At 71.7% G+C, this 16,468-nt stretch carries 15 protein-coding genes and 1 tRNA gene; 12 read left to right on the forward strand and 4 right to left on the reverse strand.

Annotation, left to right across the window (positions count from 1 at the left end; translation table 11 throughout):
* Positions 1-59: 59 nt before the first annotated feature.
* Complete coding sequence (locus tag BJ984_RS08155; RefSeq protein ID WP_179547577.1) at positions 60-650, reverse strand: TetR/AcrR family transcriptional regulator; 591 nt, start codon at positions 648-650, stop codon at positions 60-62.
* 75 nt (positions 651-725) lie between these two features.
* On the opposite strand from BJ984_RS08155, the gene BJ984_RS08160 reads away from it, so the two are divergent.
* The 3 genes from BJ984_RS08160 (at position 726) to BJ984_RS08170 (ending at position 2,457) form a co-directional block, all read left to right on the forward strand.
* A tRNA-Arg gene (locus BJ984_RS08160) sits at positions 726-797 on the forward strand.
* A 193-nt stretch (positions 798-990) separates the two neighbouring features.
* Positions 991-2,037 carry a YihY/virulence factor BrkB family protein gene (locus BJ984_RS08165; RefSeq protein ID WP_179547578.1) on the forward strand — a complete coding sequence of 349 codons (1,047 nt, stop codon included), beginning with the start codon at positions 991-993 and terminating at the stop codon, positions 2,035-2,037.
* Between the two features lie 63 nt (positions 2,038-2,100).
* A complete protein-coding gene (locus BJ984_RS08170) occupies positions 2,101-2,457 on the forward strand; it encodes a hypothetical protein (RefSeq protein WP_179547579.1) in 357 nt (118 codons plus the stop codon).
* Between the two features lie 70 nt (positions 2,458-2,527).
* Here BJ984_RS08170 and BJ984_RS08175 read toward each other — a convergent pair whose 3' ends face one another.
* Both BJ984_RS08175 and BJ984_RS08180 read right to left on the reverse strand, forming a co-directional pair.
* Entirely contained in the window at positions 2,528-3,580 is a 1,053-nt protein-coding gene (locus BJ984_RS08175; RefSeq protein WP_179547580.1) for an SIS domain-containing protein, read from the reverse strand.
* Complete coding sequence (locus tag BJ984_RS08180; protein WP_179547581.1) at positions 3,550-4,776, reverse strand: hypothetical protein; 1,227 nt, start codon at positions 4,774-4,776, stop codon at positions 3,550-3,552. The genes BJ984_RS08175 and BJ984_RS08180 overlap by 31 nt, the downstream gene beginning before the upstream one ends.
* Positions 4,777-4,921: 145 nt before the next feature.
* On the opposite strand from BJ984_RS08180, the gene BJ984_RS08185 reads away from it, so the two are divergent.
* From BJ984_RS08185 to BJ984_RS08200, 4 genes are read left to right on the forward strand one after another with little or no spacing between them, the layout of a single operon-like run.
* The gene (locus BJ984_RS08185) at positions 4,922-6,013 is read left to right on the forward strand and encodes a polyamine ABC transporter substrate-binding protein (protein ID WP_218870009.1); all 1,092 of its coding nucleotides are present in this window, start codon (positions 4,922-4,924) and stop codon (positions 6,011-6,013) included.
* Between the two features lie 14 nt (positions 6,014-6,027).
* Positions 6,028-6,996 (forward strand): ABC transporter permease, encoded by a 969-nt coding sequence (locus BJ984_RS08190; RefSeq protein WP_179547582.1) that lies wholly within the window; start codon positions 6,028-6,030, stop codon positions 6,994-6,996.
* Entirely contained in the window at positions 6,989-7,759 is a 771-nt protein-coding gene (locus BJ984_RS08195) for an ABC transporter permease (RefSeq protein WP_179547583.1), read from the forward strand. The genes BJ984_RS08190 and BJ984_RS08195 overlap by 8 nt, the downstream gene beginning before the upstream one ends.
* A gap of 2 nt (positions 7,760-7,761) precedes the next feature.
* Positions 7,762-8,895: an ABC transporter ATP-binding protein gene (locus BJ984_RS08200; RefSeq protein WP_179547584.1), complete on the forward strand. Its 1,134-nt coding sequence runs from the start codon at positions 7,762-7,764 to the stop codon at positions 8,893-8,895.
* A gap of 8 nt (positions 8,896-8,903) precedes the next feature.
* Here the strand turns inward: BJ984_RS08200 and BJ984_RS08205 are convergent, their stop codons facing one another.
* A complete protein-coding gene (locus tag BJ984_RS08205) occupies positions 8,904-9,509 on the reverse strand; it encodes a TetR/AcrR family transcriptional regulator (protein ID WP_179547585.1) in 606 nt (201 codons plus the stop codon).
* Between the two features lie 146 nt (positions 9,510-9,655).
* Between BJ984_RS08205 and BJ984_RS08210 the strand changes: the two genes are divergently transcribed.
* The 5 genes from BJ984_RS08210 (at position 9,656) to BJ984_RS08230 (ending at position 16,461) form a co-directional block, all read left to right on the forward strand.
* Positions 9,656-10,975 (forward strand): glycosyltransferase, encoded by a 1,320-nt coding sequence (locus BJ984_RS08210; RefSeq protein ID WP_179547586.1) that lies wholly within the window; start codon positions 9,656-9,658, stop codon positions 10,973-10,975.
* Positions 10,972-12,390, forward strand: a complete 1,419-nt coding sequence (locus BJ984_RS08215) for an NAD(P)/FAD-dependent oxidoreductase (protein WP_271206469.1) — start codon at positions 10,972-10,974, stop codon at positions 12,388-12,390. The genes BJ984_RS08210 and BJ984_RS08215 overlap by 4 nt, the downstream gene beginning before the upstream one ends.
* 52 nt (positions 12,391-12,442) lie before the next feature.
* Positions 12,443-13,909 carry an aminobutyraldehyde dehydrogenase gene (locus tag BJ984_RS08220; RefSeq protein WP_179547587.1) on the forward strand — a complete coding sequence of 489 codons (1,467 nt, stop codon included), beginning with the start codon at positions 12,443-12,445 and terminating at the stop codon, positions 13,907-13,909.
* A gap of 99 nt (positions 13,910-14,008) precedes the next feature.
* On the forward strand, positions 14,009-15,160 hold the full coding sequence (locus BJ984_RS08225) for a glutathione-independent formaldehyde dehydrogenase (protein ID WP_179547588.1): 1,152 nt from the start codon (positions 14,009-14,011) through the stop codon (positions 15,158-15,160).
* Positions 15,160-16,461, forward strand: a complete 1,302-nt coding sequence (locus BJ984_RS08230; protein ID WP_271206472.1) for a DUF2254 domain-containing protein — start codon at positions 15,160-15,162, stop codon at positions 16,459-16,461. Before BJ984_RS08225 ends, BJ984_RS08230 begins: the two co-directional genes overlap by 1 nt.
* The last annotated feature ends 7 nt before the right edge of the window (positions 16,462-16,468 follow it).

The following is a 16,468-nucleotide window of genomic DNA, read 5'->3' on the forward strand; positions in this document are numbered from 1 at the left end:
TCGGGGTCGGGGTGGGGTGGGATGGGGTCGGATCGGCTGGTCTGGTCCGGGCTCGACGCTCAGGGGCTGTCGAGCAGGCGGTCGGTGGCGCCGAGCGCGGCCACGAAGGGCGTGCCGTCGCGGGCGAGGCGGTCGAGCAGGGCGGCTCCGAGCCAGAGTTGGTAGAGCGCCTCGGCGAGCTCGCGGGCCGGTGCCCCGGCGGCGATCGAGCCGTCGGCCTGGCCCTCGGCGACGACGTCGGCGAACAGCGCCACGAGGGCGGCGACGCCGTCGGCGAGGGCGACGCGCATCCGCTCGGAGAAGCCCGAGACCTCGGCCGCCAGCTGCACCACGAGGCACCGCCCGGCCGAGGCGCTGCCCGCCCGTGCGGCCCAGGCCTCACCGAGCAGGCGGATGCGCTCGCGCCCGGTGCCCGGCTGGGCGAGCAGGGCGTCGACCGCGGCGAGGTAGGTCTCGACGTAGCGCTCGAGCACGGCGACGCCGAAGCCCTCTTTCGAGGAGAAGTAGTGGTAGAACGAGCCCTTCGGGACGCCGCAGGTGGTCAGGATCTCCTGCAGGCCGACGCCGGTGAAGCCCTTCGCGAGCATCAGCTCCTCGCCGGTGGCGAGGATGGAGCCGCGGGTCTGCTCGGCTTTGGCGGTGAGGGACATGCGACCACTCTACGCTCGAATAGACCGGTCGGCTAGCGCCATAGACGCAGGGAGGCGGCTAAACTCGAAACGTCAGCCTCTGTAGCTCAATGGAAGAGCAGTTCCGTCCTAAGGAAAGGGTTGGGGGTTCGAGTCCCTCCAGGGGCACCCCGCCGTTCAGGCGCCCGAGTCGGGTCGCCGTCGTGCTGCATGCCTGGGCGGCCGTGGCAAGGGCCTGGCGGAACCCGCCCATCGGTCCAGATTGAGGACAGACGCGGCCGTGACGGCCCGTTGCACGAGGTGCGACCGACATCAGCCGCCGGCCCGGTCGCACACTCCCATCCCCTTTCTGGAGGACCCGATGAGCGCGACCGACACGGCAGACACGAACAGCAAGGGCGCACCCGCCCCGGACGATCCGCGCAAGCCGGACGGCCCCACCGACCTGAAGAAGCGGTCGTGGACGTACGTGCTGAAGAAGACCGCCCGCGAGTTCAGCGCCGACCAGTGCACCGACATCGCTGCGAGCCTCACGTACTACGCCGTGCTCGCGCTCTTCCCGGCGCTGATCGCCATCTTCTCGCTGCTCGGCGTCTTCGGTCAGGGCCAGGCGGCCACCGATGCCATCCTGGGCATCGTCGACGACGTCGCCCCGGGCGGCACCGCCGATGTCGTGCGCGGCCCGATCGAGCAGTTCGCGAGCTCGCCCGCAGCCGGCTTCGCGCTGATCGCCGGCCTGATCGTGGCGGTCTGGTCGGCGTCTGGCTATGTCACCGCCTTCAGCCGTGCCATGAACCGGATCTACGAGATCCAGGAGGGGCGCCCCTTCTGGAAGCTCAAGCCGGTGCAGCTGCTCGTGACGCTCGTCTCGCTCGTGCTGATCGTCATCGCCGCCCTCATCCTGGTGATCTCCGGCCCGGTCGCCGACGCGGTCGGCTCGGCCCTCGGCATCGGGGAGACCGCGACGACCGTCTGGTCGATCGCCAAGTGGCCGGTGCTCGCACTCGTGGTGGTGCTGATCCTCGCGATCCTCTACTACGCGACGCCGAACGCGAAGCAGCCTGAGTTCCGCTGGATGAGCATGGGGGCACTCCTCGCCATCGTCGTGCTCGTCATCGCGACCGTCGCCTTCGGCTTCTACGTGGCGAACTTCTCGAACTACGACAAGACCTACGGCTCCCTGGCCGGGGTCGTCATCTTCCTGCTCTGGCTCTGGATCGTGAACAACGCCATCCTGTTCGGTGCCGAGTTCGACGCCGAGCTCGAACGCGGCCGTCAGCTCCAGGCCGGGATCGCCGCCGAGGAGGACATCCAGCTCCCGCCGCGCGACACGAGGAAGAGCGACAAGGCGGCTGCCAAGGAGGAGGAGGACGTCGCCGAGGGACGCCGCATCCGGGAGGGGCGGTAGTGGCTGTTCAGCAGCGGAGTCAACCCGGTTGGCGGGGTCCGATCATCAGGGTGGGATGAGGGCATGGACAGGATCTTCTACGCCGGCGACTCGATCCTCACCGGGTCGGCGATCGCGAAGGCGCTGCTCGAGTACGCGGGAGCGCTGGCGAAGGCCGACACCTCCGCGACCGTCGAGATCCCGACCCGGCTCGACGACGGCGAGGTCGGGCGGTCGACGTTCCTCGTCGGCCCGGCGAGCCAGCTCGTCTCCGACACCGAGCCGAGCGACTCCGAGGAGATCGTCGACGCGGCGTTGATCGAGTACTTCCACGAGCAGACGCGTCGCCTGGAGTTCCGATCGGCGGGCGGGCGGGCCGGGCCGGCGGGTGTGGCGTCGGAGCCGGTCGACGACGGGAGCGGCTGGGCCGACGAGCTCTGAGGAGGTCTGCGGGCCGGGTGCGGGCGTGACGGGCAGGCGGCGGGCCGGCAGACGTCCGGTCCGGCCGGCGTCAGCTGAGCGACCGGCTCCAGGCGAAGTCGGGGTCGGCGCCGTGCCAGCGGGCCGCGAGCAGCTCCGCGACGAGGGGCTCGACGAGCAGAGCGACCGCGGGGTCGTCGTCGCCGCGGTAGCGCAGGTTCAGGTCGGCGGACAGGGCAGGGGAGGAGCCGACCAGCACGACCGTCGCGGCGCGCGAGCTCAGCCAGTCGAGGGCCGCCCCGTCCCACACCGACCCCGCGAACAGCAGCGCCCGGTAGTCGAGCGTCTTCGACAGGTACACGTCGACGTGCGACCAGTCGCCGGTCTCGCTCGCCCACGCGGGGCGGCGAGGCACCTCGCGCAGCATCAGCGCCGACTGCTGCGCCGACGACAGCCGCTCGACCGGGGCGAGCAGGAAGGTGCCGTCGGGCCCGCCGAGCAGGCGGTCGACGTCGTCGATCCAGGATGCCGCCGAGCCGAGCAGCTCGTCGGCGCTCGCCGCGGCGTCGCGCGCGAGGGTGGCCGGTTCGCGCACCCCGAGCAGAACCGGCACGCTCGCCGCGGCAGTCGAGGCGTGCCCGGCGACCGGTACGGCCGGCCGAAGCAGCGCCGCCAGCACCACGAGCGTGTGCCGGAAGGTGCGGCACGACACCCCGCTCGCCTCGACGCCGGCGACGAGCGGCACGACGAGGTCGGCGCGGGCGGCGAGCGGTGAGTCCTCGACGTTCGTGACCGCGATCAGCCGCCCGGCCCCGCGATACCCCTCGACGGCCTGCAGCACCTCGGCGCTGCCTCCCGTCGCCGAGACGGCCACGACCACGAGGTCGTCGGCGGGCGGCGGGAGCAGCGCCGTGCTGGCGAGCTCGACCACGACGTCGCGCCCGAGGCTGCGTGCCTCGCGGGCGACGACGGCCGCGGCATAGGCGCTCGAGCCCATGCCGAGCACGAGCACGCGCAGCCGCGGGGGAGCGAGCAGTGTGCGCGCACGCTCCAGGCCCGGGAGGCCGCCCGACAGGGCGTCGGCGAGCCGGCGCAGGGCCGCGGGGATGGCGCTCAGGTCGTCGGCGAAGCGGGCGGGGTCCACGGCGGGTCCTCTCGGTCGGCGGTCGGGGCGTAGCGCGCGGTGATGCCCGCGTCGGGAGCGTAGTTCCAGCGCGGCAGGAAGCGCGCCGCGTAGCTCAGCTCGCGGGCGAACTGCTCGACCTCGAGCGCCGGGAGCAGCCGCTCGTCGAGGAGGTCGTCGGCGCCGGCGTCGTGCAGCGCGCTGCGGTACGCGGCCCGCAGCTGCGCCCGGGCGTCGGCGGCCCAGGCGGTGGCCCGGGCATCCGCGGCCCCGAGCCGCCGCTGCGCGATGGAGCCCACCAGGTCGACCGAGACCAGGAGATGGGCGACGTCGACCGCCGCCGGTTCGAGCTCGTCGGCGAGCAGTGAAGCAGGCACGGTCTGGGGATCGCCGTCGAGGTCGACGACGAGGTAGCGAGGCGTGCCGCCGTCGGGTCGACGCAGGAACTGCCCCACGTGCAGGTCGCCGTGCACGGGGATGAGGCGCCCGGCCGCCGTGTCGGGCAGGGTGTCGGCGAGCGACCGCAGGGCGGGCATCCGGTTCGCCAGGCGCACGGAGGTGTCACCCGCCGCCACCTCGGCGGCGCGGTCGAGCGCGTCGTGCACCCGCGACCGGAGGCCGGCGGCAGTCGAGGACGGCTCGGGCCACACGTCGGCCGCCAGCGCGAGGTGCAGCCGGGCCGTCAGCTCGCCGAGCTCGCCCGGCCACATCGGCGCCGGGCCCCCGTCGAGGTGCTCGAGCAGGTCGTCGACCGCCCAGCTCCACCCGTCGCTCGCGCCCGCCACGTACTCACTGACGACGGCGACCGTGCCGGTGCCGAGGCCGGGCACCGTCCACTCGATGCGGCCGGCGGTGCGCGGCACGAAGTCGGCCCCGGCGGCGGCGAGCCGATCGAGCTGCCGCACCGAGCGCTCGGCCCCGCCCCAGTCGCGCACGACCTTCACGAGGAAGGCCTCGTCGACGACCACGGCCCAGTTCGTCATGTCGACGCCGAGGTCCCGCTCGACGCCCGCTCCGGGTGCGCGCGCCGGGCCGGCGGTGACGACCCGTGCCGTGCCGGCGTCGACGAACGGCGGATGCCCGCCCAGCACCATCGCGGCGAGCTCCGCTCCCACGCCCGAGCCCGCTCGGGCCGCGCTTCCGGAGCCGTCGACGACGCGCAGTCGCGCATCGGTCAGCGTCACCGCGCCCGAGGCGGTGGGAAGGCGGAAGTCCACTCGCCCAGGCTATCCATTCCTTGAACTCCAATTCGAACAATCATGTAAATTCCGCCATCCAGGCCTCGCCTGGGCATTGTGATTCCTTGCTGGACGGTGCAACAATCGGCCAACCCAGTTCTCGCGACCCGACCAGGAGGCAACCGTGCGATTCCGAAAGTCCGCAGCAGTGCTCGCCGGAGCGGCGGTGACCGCGCTCTCGCTGTCCTCGTGCGCCGGCAGTTCGTCCGAGGCCATCGACCCCGAGGCCGACCTGAGCACGCAGAGCCTCGTCGTGAGCATCTGGGCCGACTACTACCCCGAGACCCTCGCGGAGGACTTCGAGGCCGAGACGGGCATCCCCGTCACCATCGTGAACCACGCCACCAACGAGGAGATCGTCGCGAAGCTCACCGCCAGCGGCGACCCCGGCATCGACGTCGCCTTCGTGTCGGGGCAGTACGCCCAGGCGCTGAACGAGGCGGGGCTGCTGCAGGAGCTCGAGAAGTCGCTCATCCCGAACGAGGAGAACCTCTACCCCGAGGCCCTCGAGCTCGCCTACGACGAGGGCAACGTCTACTCCGAGCCCTACGCCTGGGGCACCACCGGGCTCTGCTACCGCCCCGACCTCACCGGCTTCGCGCCGACCTCGTGGAACGACCTGTTGAACCCGCGGCCCGAGCTCGAGGGCAAGACCACCATGCTCTCGACCGAGCGCTGGATGGCCCTGCCCGCGCTGAAGGTGCTCGGGGAGTCGGTCAACTCCACCGACCCGGCCGTGCTCGAGAAGGTCAAGGAGCAGATGGAGTCGACGAAGGACACGCTGCTCGCCTTCGACGACACCACGTTCTACAGCAAGCTCGTCTCGGGCGAGGCGGCCATGGTCGAGGCCTGGGACGGCTGGTGCAACTACGCCATCGCCGAGGACCCGACGGTCGAGTTCGTGGTGCCCGAGGAGGGCAGCGACCTCTGGGTCGACACCATGACCGTGCTGAAGAGCTCGAAGAACAAGGAGGCCGCGATGGCCTTCGTGAACTACATCCTCGAGGCCGACGTGCAGAAGTACGTGGCCGAGTCGATCCTGTACTCCGTGCCGAACAAGGCCGCCATCGACTCGCTCGACCCCGCGCTGGTCGAGCAGTTCCCGAACCTGGCCCTGCCGCCGTCGGAGCTGCTGAAGGGCGAGACCGTTGTCGACGTGGGCGAGTTCGGCACCGAGTACACCCGCCTCGCCACCGAGATCATGGCCGCCGGCTGAGCGAGCCCCGCCCCATGACCGTCCCCACCGGTACCGTGCAGAACCGCCCGGCACCCCCGCCCGCCGCCTCCCGGCCTGCCGCCCCCGCGCGCAGGCCGGGGGCCGGGGCCCGCTTCGCCGCCGTGCCGCTCGTCGGGCCGGGCGCGCTCTACATCACCCTGCTCGTGCTCGTGCCGGTCGCCCTGATCACGGTCTATTCGTTCTTCGAGCGCGGGCGCTTCGGCGGCGTGGTCTGGACCTTCACGCTCGACAACTTCGCCCGGCTGTTCGACCCGCTCTACCTCTCCGTCGTCGGCAACTCCCTCGTCATCGCCGCGATCGTCACGCTGCTCGCCCTGCTGATCGGCTACCCGACCGCGCTGATGATCACCCGGCTGTCCCCGAAGTGGCGCACGGTCGCGCTGATCGCGGTGCTGCTGCCGTTCTGGACGAACTTCCTGATCCGCACCTACGCCTGGATCCTGCTGCTCAACAACGCCGGCTGGATCAACCAGGCGCTCCAGGCCCTGGGCATCACCGACGAGCCGATCTCGATGCTCTACACACCGCAGGCGGTGGTGGTCGGACTGCTCTACATGTATCTGCCCCTGATGATCCTGCCGCTCTACTCGGCGCTCGCCCATCAGGACCGCCAGCTCGGCGAGGCCGCGACCGACCTCGGGGCGAGCCCGTTCCGGGTGTTCCGCACCGTCACCGTGCCGCTGTCGATCCCCGGCATCCTCACCGGCTGCGTCTTCGTGTTCGTGCCGGCGATGAGCAACTTCGTCATCCCCGAGCTGATCGGAGGCGGCAAGACGGTGCTCGTCGGCAACCTGATCCGCGACCAGTTCCTGAAGGCCCGCGACTGGCCGTTCGGTGCGGCGCTCGCGCTTGTGCTGACGGTCTCGCTGCTCCTGCTGCTCGTGCTGCAGAGCCGGCTGTCGAAGCGCCTGACCGAGGGCAAGCGTCAGGCCGAGGGGAAGAAGGTGCGCCGCGATGCGTGAGTCCCGCTTCATCCGCGTCCCGTTCTGGCTGACGTTCGCGTTCCTCTACCTGCCGATCGTGGTCGTCGTCGTGATCTCGTTCAACGACTCGTCGAACCTCTTCGTCTGGAAGGGCTTCACCCTCGACTGGTACGGGGTGCTGTTCAGCGACCAGGCGATCCTGCAGGGGCTCGTCAACACGCTGATCGTGGCGACCGGCTCGACGGCGATCGCCTGCGTGCTCGGCACGCTGCTCGCCGTCGGCATCCAGCGGCACACCCGTGGCGGCCTGATCCGGGCCTTCGCCCTCGCGCCCGCGCTGCTGCCCGACCTGCTGCTCGGCATCGGCATCCTGAGCGTGTTCTCGCTGCTCGGCTTCACCCTCGGCCTCTACTCGGTGCTGCTCTCGCACGCGGCCTTCTCGATCGCCTTCGTCACGGCGATCGTGCTGGCGCGACTGAGCCAGCTCGACCCGAGCCTCGAGGAGGCCTCGCGAGACCTCGGTGCCGGCCCGGTGCGCACCTTCACCCGGGTGACCCTGCCGCAGCTGGCCCCGGGCATCGTGGCCGGTGCCCTGCTCAGCTTCACCCTTTCGATCGACGAGTTCGTGATCGCCTTCTTCACCTCGGCTCCCACCACGCCGACCCTGCCGATCGTCATCTACTCGATGGTGCGGTTCGGGGTCACCCCCGAGATCAACGCGCTCGCCACCGTCCTCCTGTTCGTCAGCGTCGTCGCCGTCCTCGGTGCGCAGCGCCTCACCCGCGTCACGGAAGCCCTATGACCATGGACACCCACGCTCCCCTCAGTCGACCGGATGCCCGCGCCGACGCCCCCGCCCGCCCCGAGCTGCTCGTGCTGAGCGGCCTCAGCCACTCCTACGGCGGAGTGCGCGCGCTGCACGACATCGACCTCACGATCGGCGACAACGAGTTCTTCGCCCTGCTCGGCCCGTCGGGCTGCGGCAAGACGACCCTGCTGCGCTCGATCGCCGGTTTCGAGACCCCCGAGTCGGGCACGATCGCCCTGGACGGCGTCGACCTGGTCTCGACGCCCGCGCACAAGCGACCCGTCAACATGATGTTCCAGTCCTACGCGCTGTTCCCGCACCTCAGCGTGGAGCGCAACGTCGCCTACGGGCTCGAGGCCGAGGGCCTCGGCAAGGCCGAGGTGAAGCGCCGTGTCGGCGAGGCCATCGAGACCGTCGGGCTCGGCGCCTTCGCACGGCGCCGGCCGTCGCAGCTCTCGGGCGGACAGCGCCAGCGCGTGGCGCTCGCCCGCGCGATCGTGAAGCGCCCCCGGCTGCTGCTGCTCGACGAGCCGCTGTCGGCGCTCGACCGCAAGGTGCGCGCCGACATGCAGCTCGAGCTGAAGCGCCTCCAGCACGAGGTCGGCATGACCTTCGTGGTCGTCACCCACGACCAGGAGGAGGCCATGTCGATGGCCGACCGCGTGGCCGTGCTCGACGCCGGGCGGGTCGAGCAGCTCGACACCCCCGTGGGCCTCTACTCGAACCCGCGCACCCGCTTCGTCGCCGAGTTCATCGGCTCGTCGAGCCTGTTCGATGGTACGGCGACGGCGGGCGGCGTCGACGTGGCGGGGCTCGCCGAGCTGCCCGCCGCGCACACGCTGCCCGTGGGCTCCGCGGTCACCCTGGTGGTGCGGCCCGAAGACATCGAGGTCGTCGCCCCCGGCGGTGCGGGCCTGCTCGAGGGCGTCGTGATCGACACCTACTTCCTCGGCGGCAGCTCGACCGTCTCGGTGGCGGTGCCCGGCCGCGAGAAGCCCGTCGGATGCACGGTGCACGCCACGAGCACCGCCCGCCGCGGCGACACCGTCGGCCTCCGCATCGACCACGCCCGCTCGGTGGTGGTGGCCGACACCCGGCCGGTCTCCCACGGAGGGACCGAGTCGGCGTGAGCGCCCGCTCAAGCCAGCGCGTGACCGGTCGACTGGCGAGCGTACTCGACGATCAGGGCGCGGGCGCCGACGTGGTCGATCGTGGGGTGGCGGGCGACCATGCGGTAGCCGTACGCGTCCTCGAGCGCCACCAGGTTGCGGGCGATGGCGAGCGACGGGGCGGTGAGCGCGAAGATGCCGCGCGCCGCGCCCTGCTCCAGCACGATCTGGTACATGCCGACCTGGCGGTCGTAGAGGGCCGTCAGCAGGGTCGCCATCACGGGGTTGCGGCCGGCCGAGCCGCCGAGCTCGCACAGCAGGCGCACCTCGGGATCGGTGGAGTCGCTCGGCAGGCCGGAGTCGATCAGGGCGAGCAGGCGCAGCACCGGGTCGTCGTCGAGGCTCTCGAGCATGCGCACTCGCTCCTCGTAGAAGCGCTCCATGCCGGCGCGGTTCGCCTCCATCACGAGCTCGTCGATGTCGGGGTAGTAGTAGAGCACCGCACCGCTCGTCAAGCCCGCCTCTTCGGCCACCCGGTTCAGCCGCGCGCCGTCGGGTCCGTGCTGGGCGATGGTGCGCTGCGCGGCCGCGACGATCTCGCTGCGACGCTGCTCCTGACGCTTGGGACGGGCCATGGGGCTCCTCGGGGCGGTGGTGGTTCGGGGTGCGTCCGCTGTTTCGGGCGCGGTTCAATGTTAGGCCGCACTCGCCCGGATTACCGACGACCTGCGCGCATCCATTCTTTTCACGTCTATTCAAACAACGAGTCAGGAGCTGATTCATGACCGACGAGCGACTCACCGTGCTCTTCATGCCCGAGAGTGCCTACGGGCCGACCAACAACTGCATCGGGATCGGTACCGAGCTGCTCGCGCGCGGCCACCGCGTGGTGTTCGCCGCGGAGGCGAGCTGGGCCGGGAAGCTCGAACGCCTCGGCTTCGACGAGGACCTCGTGGAGCTCGCACCGCCGGCGCCCGAGGCGGACGGCGCGGAGGCCGACGCCGGGGCGTTCTGGAAGGACTACATCCGGAGCATCGCGCCGGAGTTCGCCAAGCCCACCGAGGCGCAGCTCGAGTCGGTCATCCGGCCCATCTGGGAGGAGCTGATCGAGGGGGCGAAGTACAGCGAGCCCGCGCTGAGGGCGATCATCGAGCGCACCCGCCCCGATGTGATCGTCGAGGACAACGTGGTGCTCTTCCCCGCGCTCGTCACCGCCGGCGTGCCGTTCGTGCGGATCGTCTCGTGCAACCCGCTCGAGGTGCCGGGTGCGGCGATCGCCCCGGCGTTCTCGGGCCTCGCCGACGACGACGCCGAGGGGCACGCGCGCTTCCGCGCCGAGTACGACCGCACCCACCGTGCGCTCTGGCAGGCGTTCGACGAGTGGGTGCAGGAGCAGGGCGCCGCCCCGCTGCCCGAGCTCGAGTTCCTGCCCGCCGGCGACCTCAACCTCTACGTCTACCCCGAGGAGCTCGACTACGTCGACGCCCGTCCGCTCGATGCCAGCTGGCACCGGCTGGAGTCGTCGGTGCGCCAGACCGACGAGCCGTTCGAGCTGCCGGAGGGCTTCGGCGGCCGCCCGCTCGTCTACTTCAGCCTCGGTTCCCTGGGGAGCGCCGACGTCTCGCTGATGCGGCGGGTGATCGTCGTGCTGGCCGAGCTGCCCTACGACGTCATCGTCTCGATGGGGCCCCTGCACGACGAGATCGAGCTGGCGCCGAACATGTGGGGCGCCGAGTTCCTGCCGCAGACCTCGATCATCCCTCTCGTCGACCTCGTGATCACCCACGGCGGCAACAACACGGTCACCGAGGCGCTGCACTTCGGCAAGCCCATGATCCTGCTGCCCCTGTTCTGGGACCAGTACGACAACGCCCAGCGCGTGCACGAGAGGGGTCTCGGCCGACGCCTGGCGAGCTACGACTTCACCGCCGAGGAGCTCACGGCGGCGCTCGGCGAGCTGCTGGCCGACGCCGCCTTTCGGGAGCGGGTCGACGCGATCGGCCGGCGCATCCGCGAGGGCGACGGCGTGCGGCGGGCGGCCGGCCTGATCGAGGCCGCCGCCCTCGAGCGCCGCGGTGCGTCGGCGTCGGTGCTGTCGTGACGCTGCCGCTGGCCGACGGGGCGCAGATCGCACGATCACTGGCGGATGCCCGTCCCACCGCCTTCTGGACCGACCAGCCCGGGGCGCCGGAACCCGGCGAGCCGCTCTCGGGCGCGACCGACGCCGACCTCGTCGTCGTCGGCGCCGGTTTCACCGGACTCTGGTCGGCCTGGCGCGCGCTCGACCGCGACCCCGGACTCAGCATCTTGGTGCTCGAGGGGCAGAGCGTCGGATTCGGCGCGAGCGGCCGCAACGGCGGCTTCGTCTCGGCCTCCCTCACCCACGGGCTCGCGCACGGCCGGCACCTCTGGCCCGGCGAGCTGACCGCGCTGCACGAGGAGGGCGAGCACAACCTCGCCGAGCTCGTGCGGCAGGTGACCGAGGCCGGCATCGACTGCGACCTCCAGCTCACCGGCAAGACGGCCCTGGCGGTGGAGCCGTGGCAGGTCGACGCGCTCGCCGAGTCGGCGGAGCTCGCCCGCGAGTTCGGGGAGGACGTCGAGCTGCAGAGCCGCGAGGAGGTGCAGGCCGACGTGCACTCGCCGACGTACCTCGCCGGCCTGCGCTCGCGAGCCGGCAACGTGATGGTGGATCCCGCCCGCCTCGCCTGGGGCATGGCCGCGGTGCTGCGGGCCCGCGGCGTACGGATCGTCGAGGGCAGCCCGGTGCGGTCGATCGAGCGCAGCGGTGCCGGGGTGCGGCTCAGCACCCCCGCCGGTTCGGTGACCGCGCGACAGGCCGTCGTCGCCACCGCCGCGTACCCGTCTCCGCTGAAGCGGCTGCGCACCTGGATCATGCCGCTCTACGACCACGCCCTGATGACCGAGCCGCTGACCGCCCCGCAGCTGCAGTCGATCGGCTGGGGCGAGCGGCAGGGACTGACCGACTCCGGCAACCAGTTCCACTACTACCGGCTGAGCGCGGACGACCGCATCCTCTGGGGCGGCTGGGACGCGCTCTACTACCGCGGAGGCCGCGTCGACCCGGCGCTGGAGCAGGAGGGCGGATCGCACGAGCTGCTCGCCCGCCAGTTCTTCGAGACCTTCCCGCAGCTCGCCGACGTCTCGTTCAGCCACCGCTGGGCCGGGCCGATCGACTCCACGACGCGCTTCACGGCCGCCTACGGGACGGCGTTCGGCGGGCGGGTCGCCTACGCGGCGGGGCACACCGGCCTCGGGGTCGGCGCGGCCCGCTTCTCGGCCGACGTCGCCCTCGACCTGCTCAGCGGCACGCCGACCTCGCGCACCCGCTTCGAGATCGTGCGCAGACGGCCCTTCCCCATCCCGCCCGAGCCGTTCCGCAACCCGATCGTGCAGTTCACCCGCTCCCGGATGATCGCCGCCGACGACAACGGCGGGCGCCGGGGCCTCTGGCTGCGGGCGCTCGACGCCGCGGGCCTCGGCTTCAACTCCTGAGCCGGCGCGCCCCACTCTTCCCCCTCCCGCACCACACGAACGGACGACAGACATGACAACGGGCACCACGGGCACCTTCATCGGCAACGAGTACCGGCCGGGCACGGGCGGAACCGCCCCGCTGATCGACCCCGCCACCGGCGAGCAGGCGAGCGAGATCGCCCTCTCCGGCCCGGCCGACGTCGACGAGGCCGTCGCCGCCGCGCGCGCCGCGGCTCCGGCCTGGGCCGCGCAGACGCCCGGCACCCGGGCGCGCGTGCTGCTGAAGCTCGCCGACGCCATCGAGGAGCACGCCGACGAGCTCGCGCGGATCGAGACCCGCGAGTCGGGCAAGCCCTACCTCACGGGGCTCGACGGTGAGATCCCGTTCGCTGCCGACAACCTGCGCTTCTTCGCCGGAGCCGCCCGGTCGCTCGACGGCACGGGGGCCGGCGTGTTCAGCGAGGGGTTCACCTCGGTGCTCACCCGGCGGCCTGTCGGGGTGGTGGCCGGCATCACGCCCTGGAACTTCCCGCTGATCATGGCGCTGTGGAAGGCGGGGCCGGCGCTCGCCGCCGGCAACACGAGCATCCTGAAGCCGGCTCCGCCGACGCCGGGGACGACCCTCCGGCTCGCGGAGCTCGCCGCCGAGTGCGGTCTGCCCGCGGGCGTGCTCAACGTCGTGACGGGGCACACCGAGGTGGGGTCGGCGCTCGCCGGGCATCCGGGAGTCGACATGGTCAGCGTCACGGGGTCGACCCGCACGGGCCAGGCCGTGATGCGCGGCGCCGTCGAGGGCGTGAAGCGGGTTCACCTGGAGCTCGGCGGCAAGGCGCCCGCGCTCGTGTTCGCCGACGCCGACATCGCGGCGATGGCCCACGCGCTGGCGCTCGGTTCGACGTACAACACGGGGCAGGACTGCACCGCGGCGACCCGGGTCTACATCCAGCGGGAGCGGTTCGACGACGGTGTGGCCGCCCTCCGCGCGGAGCTCGCGGGCATCCGGGTCGGCGACCCGATGAGCGATCAGACCGACGTGGGGCCGCTGATCTCGGCCGAGCACCGCGACCGCGTGCACGGCTTCGTCAGCCGGGCCGTCACCGAGGGCGCCGAGGTGCTCGTGGGCGGATCGCCGCTCGAACGGGCCGGCTCGTACTACCCGCCGACGCTCATCGTCGGCGCCGCCCAGAGTTCGGAGATCGTGCAGGGGGAGGTGTTCGGCCCGGTGCTCGTGGCGCTGCCCTTCGACGACGAGGCCGACGCGGTGCGGCTCGCGAACGACAGCGCGTACGGGCTCGCCTCGTCGGTGTGGACGAACGACGTCGCGCGGGCCATCCGGGTGAGCCAGCTGCTCGACGTCGGGGTGACCTGGGTGAACGACCACCTGCCGATCGCCTCGGAGGCGCCGCACGGCGGTGTGAAGGGCTCGGGCTTCGGCAAGGACATGAGCATCGAACCGCTGCTGGACTACTCCGTGACGCGGCACCTGATGATCCGGCACGCGGCGCCGCCCGCGACCACGGGGTACCGGCCCGCGTAGCGCCCGAACCCGGCCGGGATCGGCAGTCCTGCCGATGTGCCGGTGGGGACCGGAGGCGTCGAATGGTGGGACCACGTCGTCGTCCGGGAGGAGAAGGCCATGAGAGCAGTCGTCTACGAGGGTCCGCGTCAGGTGAGCGTCAAGGACGTTCCCGACGCCCGGATCGAACGCCCCACCGATGCGCTGGTGCGCATCACCACCACCAACATCTGCGGGTCGGACCTGCACATGTACGAGGGGCGCACCGATTTCGAACCGGGGCGCTGGTTCGGGCACGAGAACATGGGCGAGGTCGTCGAGGTGGGCGACGGCGTCGACAAGCTGCGGGTGGGCGATCAGGTGGTGATCCCGTTCAACGTCGCCTGCGGTCACTGCAAGAACTGCGAGCGCGGGCTCACCAACTACTGCCTGACCGCTCAGCCCGAGACGGCCTTCGCGGGTGCCGCCTACGGCTTCGCCGACATGGGGCCGTGGGCCGGCGGCCAGGCCGAGCTGCTGCGGGTTCCCTGGGCCGACTTCAACTGCCTGCGGCTGGGGGAGGACGCGGACGAGAGGGCGTCGGACTACGTGATGCTCGCCGACATCTTCCCCACCGGATACCACGCCACCGAGATGGCCGGGGTGCAGCCGGGAGACCAGACCGTCATCTACGGGGCCGGTCCGGTGGGTTTGATGGCGGCGCTGTCCGCGACGATCCGGGGGGCCGCCAAGGTCATGGTCGTGGACCGGCACCCGGATCGGCTCGCCCTCGCCGAATCGATCGGGGCGATCGCGATCGACGACTCCGAGGTCGACCCGGTCGAGGCCGTGCTCGAGCAGACGATGGGGCTCGGCGCGGACAATGGCTGCGAGTGCGTGGGGTATCAGGCGCACGACCCGGGCGGGGACGAGCATCCGAACCTCACCATGAACCGGCTGGTCTCGTCGGTGCGCTTCACCGGCCGGATCGGCTGCGTGGGGGTGTTCGTGCCCCAGGACCCCGGGGCCTCGGACGAGCTGGCCAAGCAGGGACAGCTCGCCTTCGACTACGGGATGTTCTGGTTCAAGGGTCAGCAGCTCGGCAGCGGACAGGCCCCGGTCAAGAAGTACAACCGGAGACTGCGGGACCTGATCGCGGAGGGGCGTGCCACCCCGTCGTTCATCGTCAGCCACGAGCTGCCGCTCGATCGGGCACCTGAGGCGTACGAGCGCTTCGACGCGCGCGAGGACGGCTGGACGAAGGTCGTGCTGAAGCCCGGTCTGGCCGCCTGATGCCGGCGGGCGCGACCCGGTCGGAGGCACGCCGGCCGGAACCCAGCGGCAATCGCCAGCACGAGTCGGAGTACCGCTGGCGCGCCAACAGCCTCTGGATCGTGCCGCTGCTGTGCATCGCCGGAGGTGCGATCGTGGCGGTGATCACCCTGAGCATCGACGGCGCGCTGGGCTACGACCGGCTCCCGTCGGACGTGCTCGGCACGCCGACGGCGGTGCAGACGATCCTGAGCACCGCCGCGTCGGCGATGCTCACCCTGACGACGATCGTGCTCACGGTGCTGACCCTCGGGGTGCAGCTGGCGATGCAGCAGTTCTCGCCCCGGATCGTGCGGGCGCTGCTGGCCGATCGGCGCAGCCAGCTCGCGCACGGCCTGTTCGCGGCCACGTTCCTCTACTGCATGATCGCGGTGGCGAAGGTGGACGAGTCGGCGCAGCCGGGTGACCAGGTGCCGAGCGTCACCGTCGCCGTCGCCTACCTGCTGCTGCTCGCGAGCCTGATCGCCCTCGTGGGCTACGTGCACCACGCCGGGCAGTCGTTGCGCGTCGCCGGCCTGATCGACCTGGTGGGCGACAACCTGCAGGAGGAGATCGAGCGGGCGTTCCCCCTGACGTCACCTCCGGTGATGGGGGAGCGGGTGATCACGATGCCGGAGTCGGGCGTCGTCGTGATGCTCGACGTCGACGGTCTGATCGACCGGGCCCGGCGCGCCGGGGACCGCTTCGAGATGCTCGTCGCGGTCGGCGACTTCGTGCCGCGCGGTGGGGCCGTGCTGCGGCACAGCGGCGATGGGCCCCTCGACGAGTCGGCGATCCGCCGGATGGTCGTGCTCGACAACGAGCGCAGCCATGTGGGAGACGCCGCGTACGGATTCCGGAAGCTCGTCGACATCACCGAACGCAGCATCGCCTCGAGTCCGCAGCACGATCCCGCCACGGCCGTGCAGGCCATCGATCGGCTGCACGACGCCATGCGGCAGCTGTGCCTGCGGGAGCTGCCGGGTTCGCAGCATCACGACGCCGCCGGCGTACTGCGGCTGGTGACCCGTGAGCTCGCCTGGCGAGGCTATGTCGCGATCGCGTTCGACGAGGTCGTGCTCGTCGCCCGGTCGTCCCCACCGGTGGTGCGGCGGCTGCTCGCCGCGTTCGACGACCTGATCGAGGTCGCCCCGCCCGATCGGCGCCCCCCGCTGGAGGAGCGGCGTGCACGCCTCCTCGCCGGCGCCGAGGAGCAGGGCATCCCGATCCTGCCCGATCTCCAGGGCATCGGCTCGGGGAGGGACCTGCTCGAGACGGACTGAGGGGCGG

Origin of the sequence: Herbiconiux flava, assembly GCF_013409865.1 — a bacterium.
Lineage (GTDB): Bacteria > Actinomycetota > Actinomycetes > Actinomycetales > Microbacteriaceae > Herbiconiux > Herbiconiux flava.

What these genes read in the sequence shown, in the direction of transcription:
- BJ984_RS08155 (WP_179547577.1), bottom strand. Translation starts at nt 650, where the DNA reads ATGTCCCTCACCGCCAAAGCCGAGCAGACCCGCGGCTCCATCCTCGCC.
- BJ984_RS08165 (WP_179547578.1), top strand. Translation starts at nt 991, where the DNA reads ATGAGCGCGACCGACACGGCAGACACGAACAGCAAGGGCGCACCCGCC.
- BJ984_RS08170 (WP_179547579.1), top strand. Translation starts at nt 2,101, where the DNA reads ATGGACAGGATCTTCTACGCCGGCGACTCGATCCTCACCGGGTCGGCG.
- BJ984_RS08190 (WP_179547582.1), top strand. Translation starts at nt 6,028, where the DNA reads ATGACCGTCCCCACCGGTACCGTGCAGAACCGCCCGGCACCCCCGCCC.
- BJ984_RS08195 (WP_179547583.1), top strand. Translation starts at nt 6,989, where the DNA reads ATGCGTGAGTCCCGCTTCATCCGCGTCCCGTTCTGGCTGACGTTCGCG.
- BJ984_RS08200 (WP_179547584.1), top strand. Translation starts at nt 7,762, where the DNA reads ATGGACACCCACGCTCCCCTCAGTCGACCGGATGCCCGCGCCGACGCC.
- BJ984_RS08205 (WP_179547585.1), bottom strand. Translation starts at nt 9,509, where the DNA reads ATGGCCCGTCCCAAGCGTCAGGAGCAGCGTCGCAGCGAGATCGTCGCG.
- BJ984_RS08210 (WP_179547586.1), top strand. Translation starts at nt 9,656, where the DNA reads ATGACCGACGAGCGACTCACCGTGCTCTTCATGCCCGAGAGTGCCTAC.
- BJ984_RS08220 (WP_179547587.1), top strand. Translation starts at nt 12,443, where the DNA reads ATGACAACGGGCACCACGGGCACCTTCATCGGCAACGAGTACCGGCCG.
- BJ984_RS08225 (WP_179547588.1), top strand. Translation starts at nt 14,009, where the DNA reads ATGAGAGCAGTCGTCTACGAGGGTCCGCGTCAGGTGAGCGTCAAGGAC.
- BJ984_RS08230 (WP_271206472.1), top strand. Translation starts at nt 15,160, where the DNA reads ATGCCGGCGGGCGCGACCCGGTCGGAGGCACGCCGGCCGGAACCCAGC.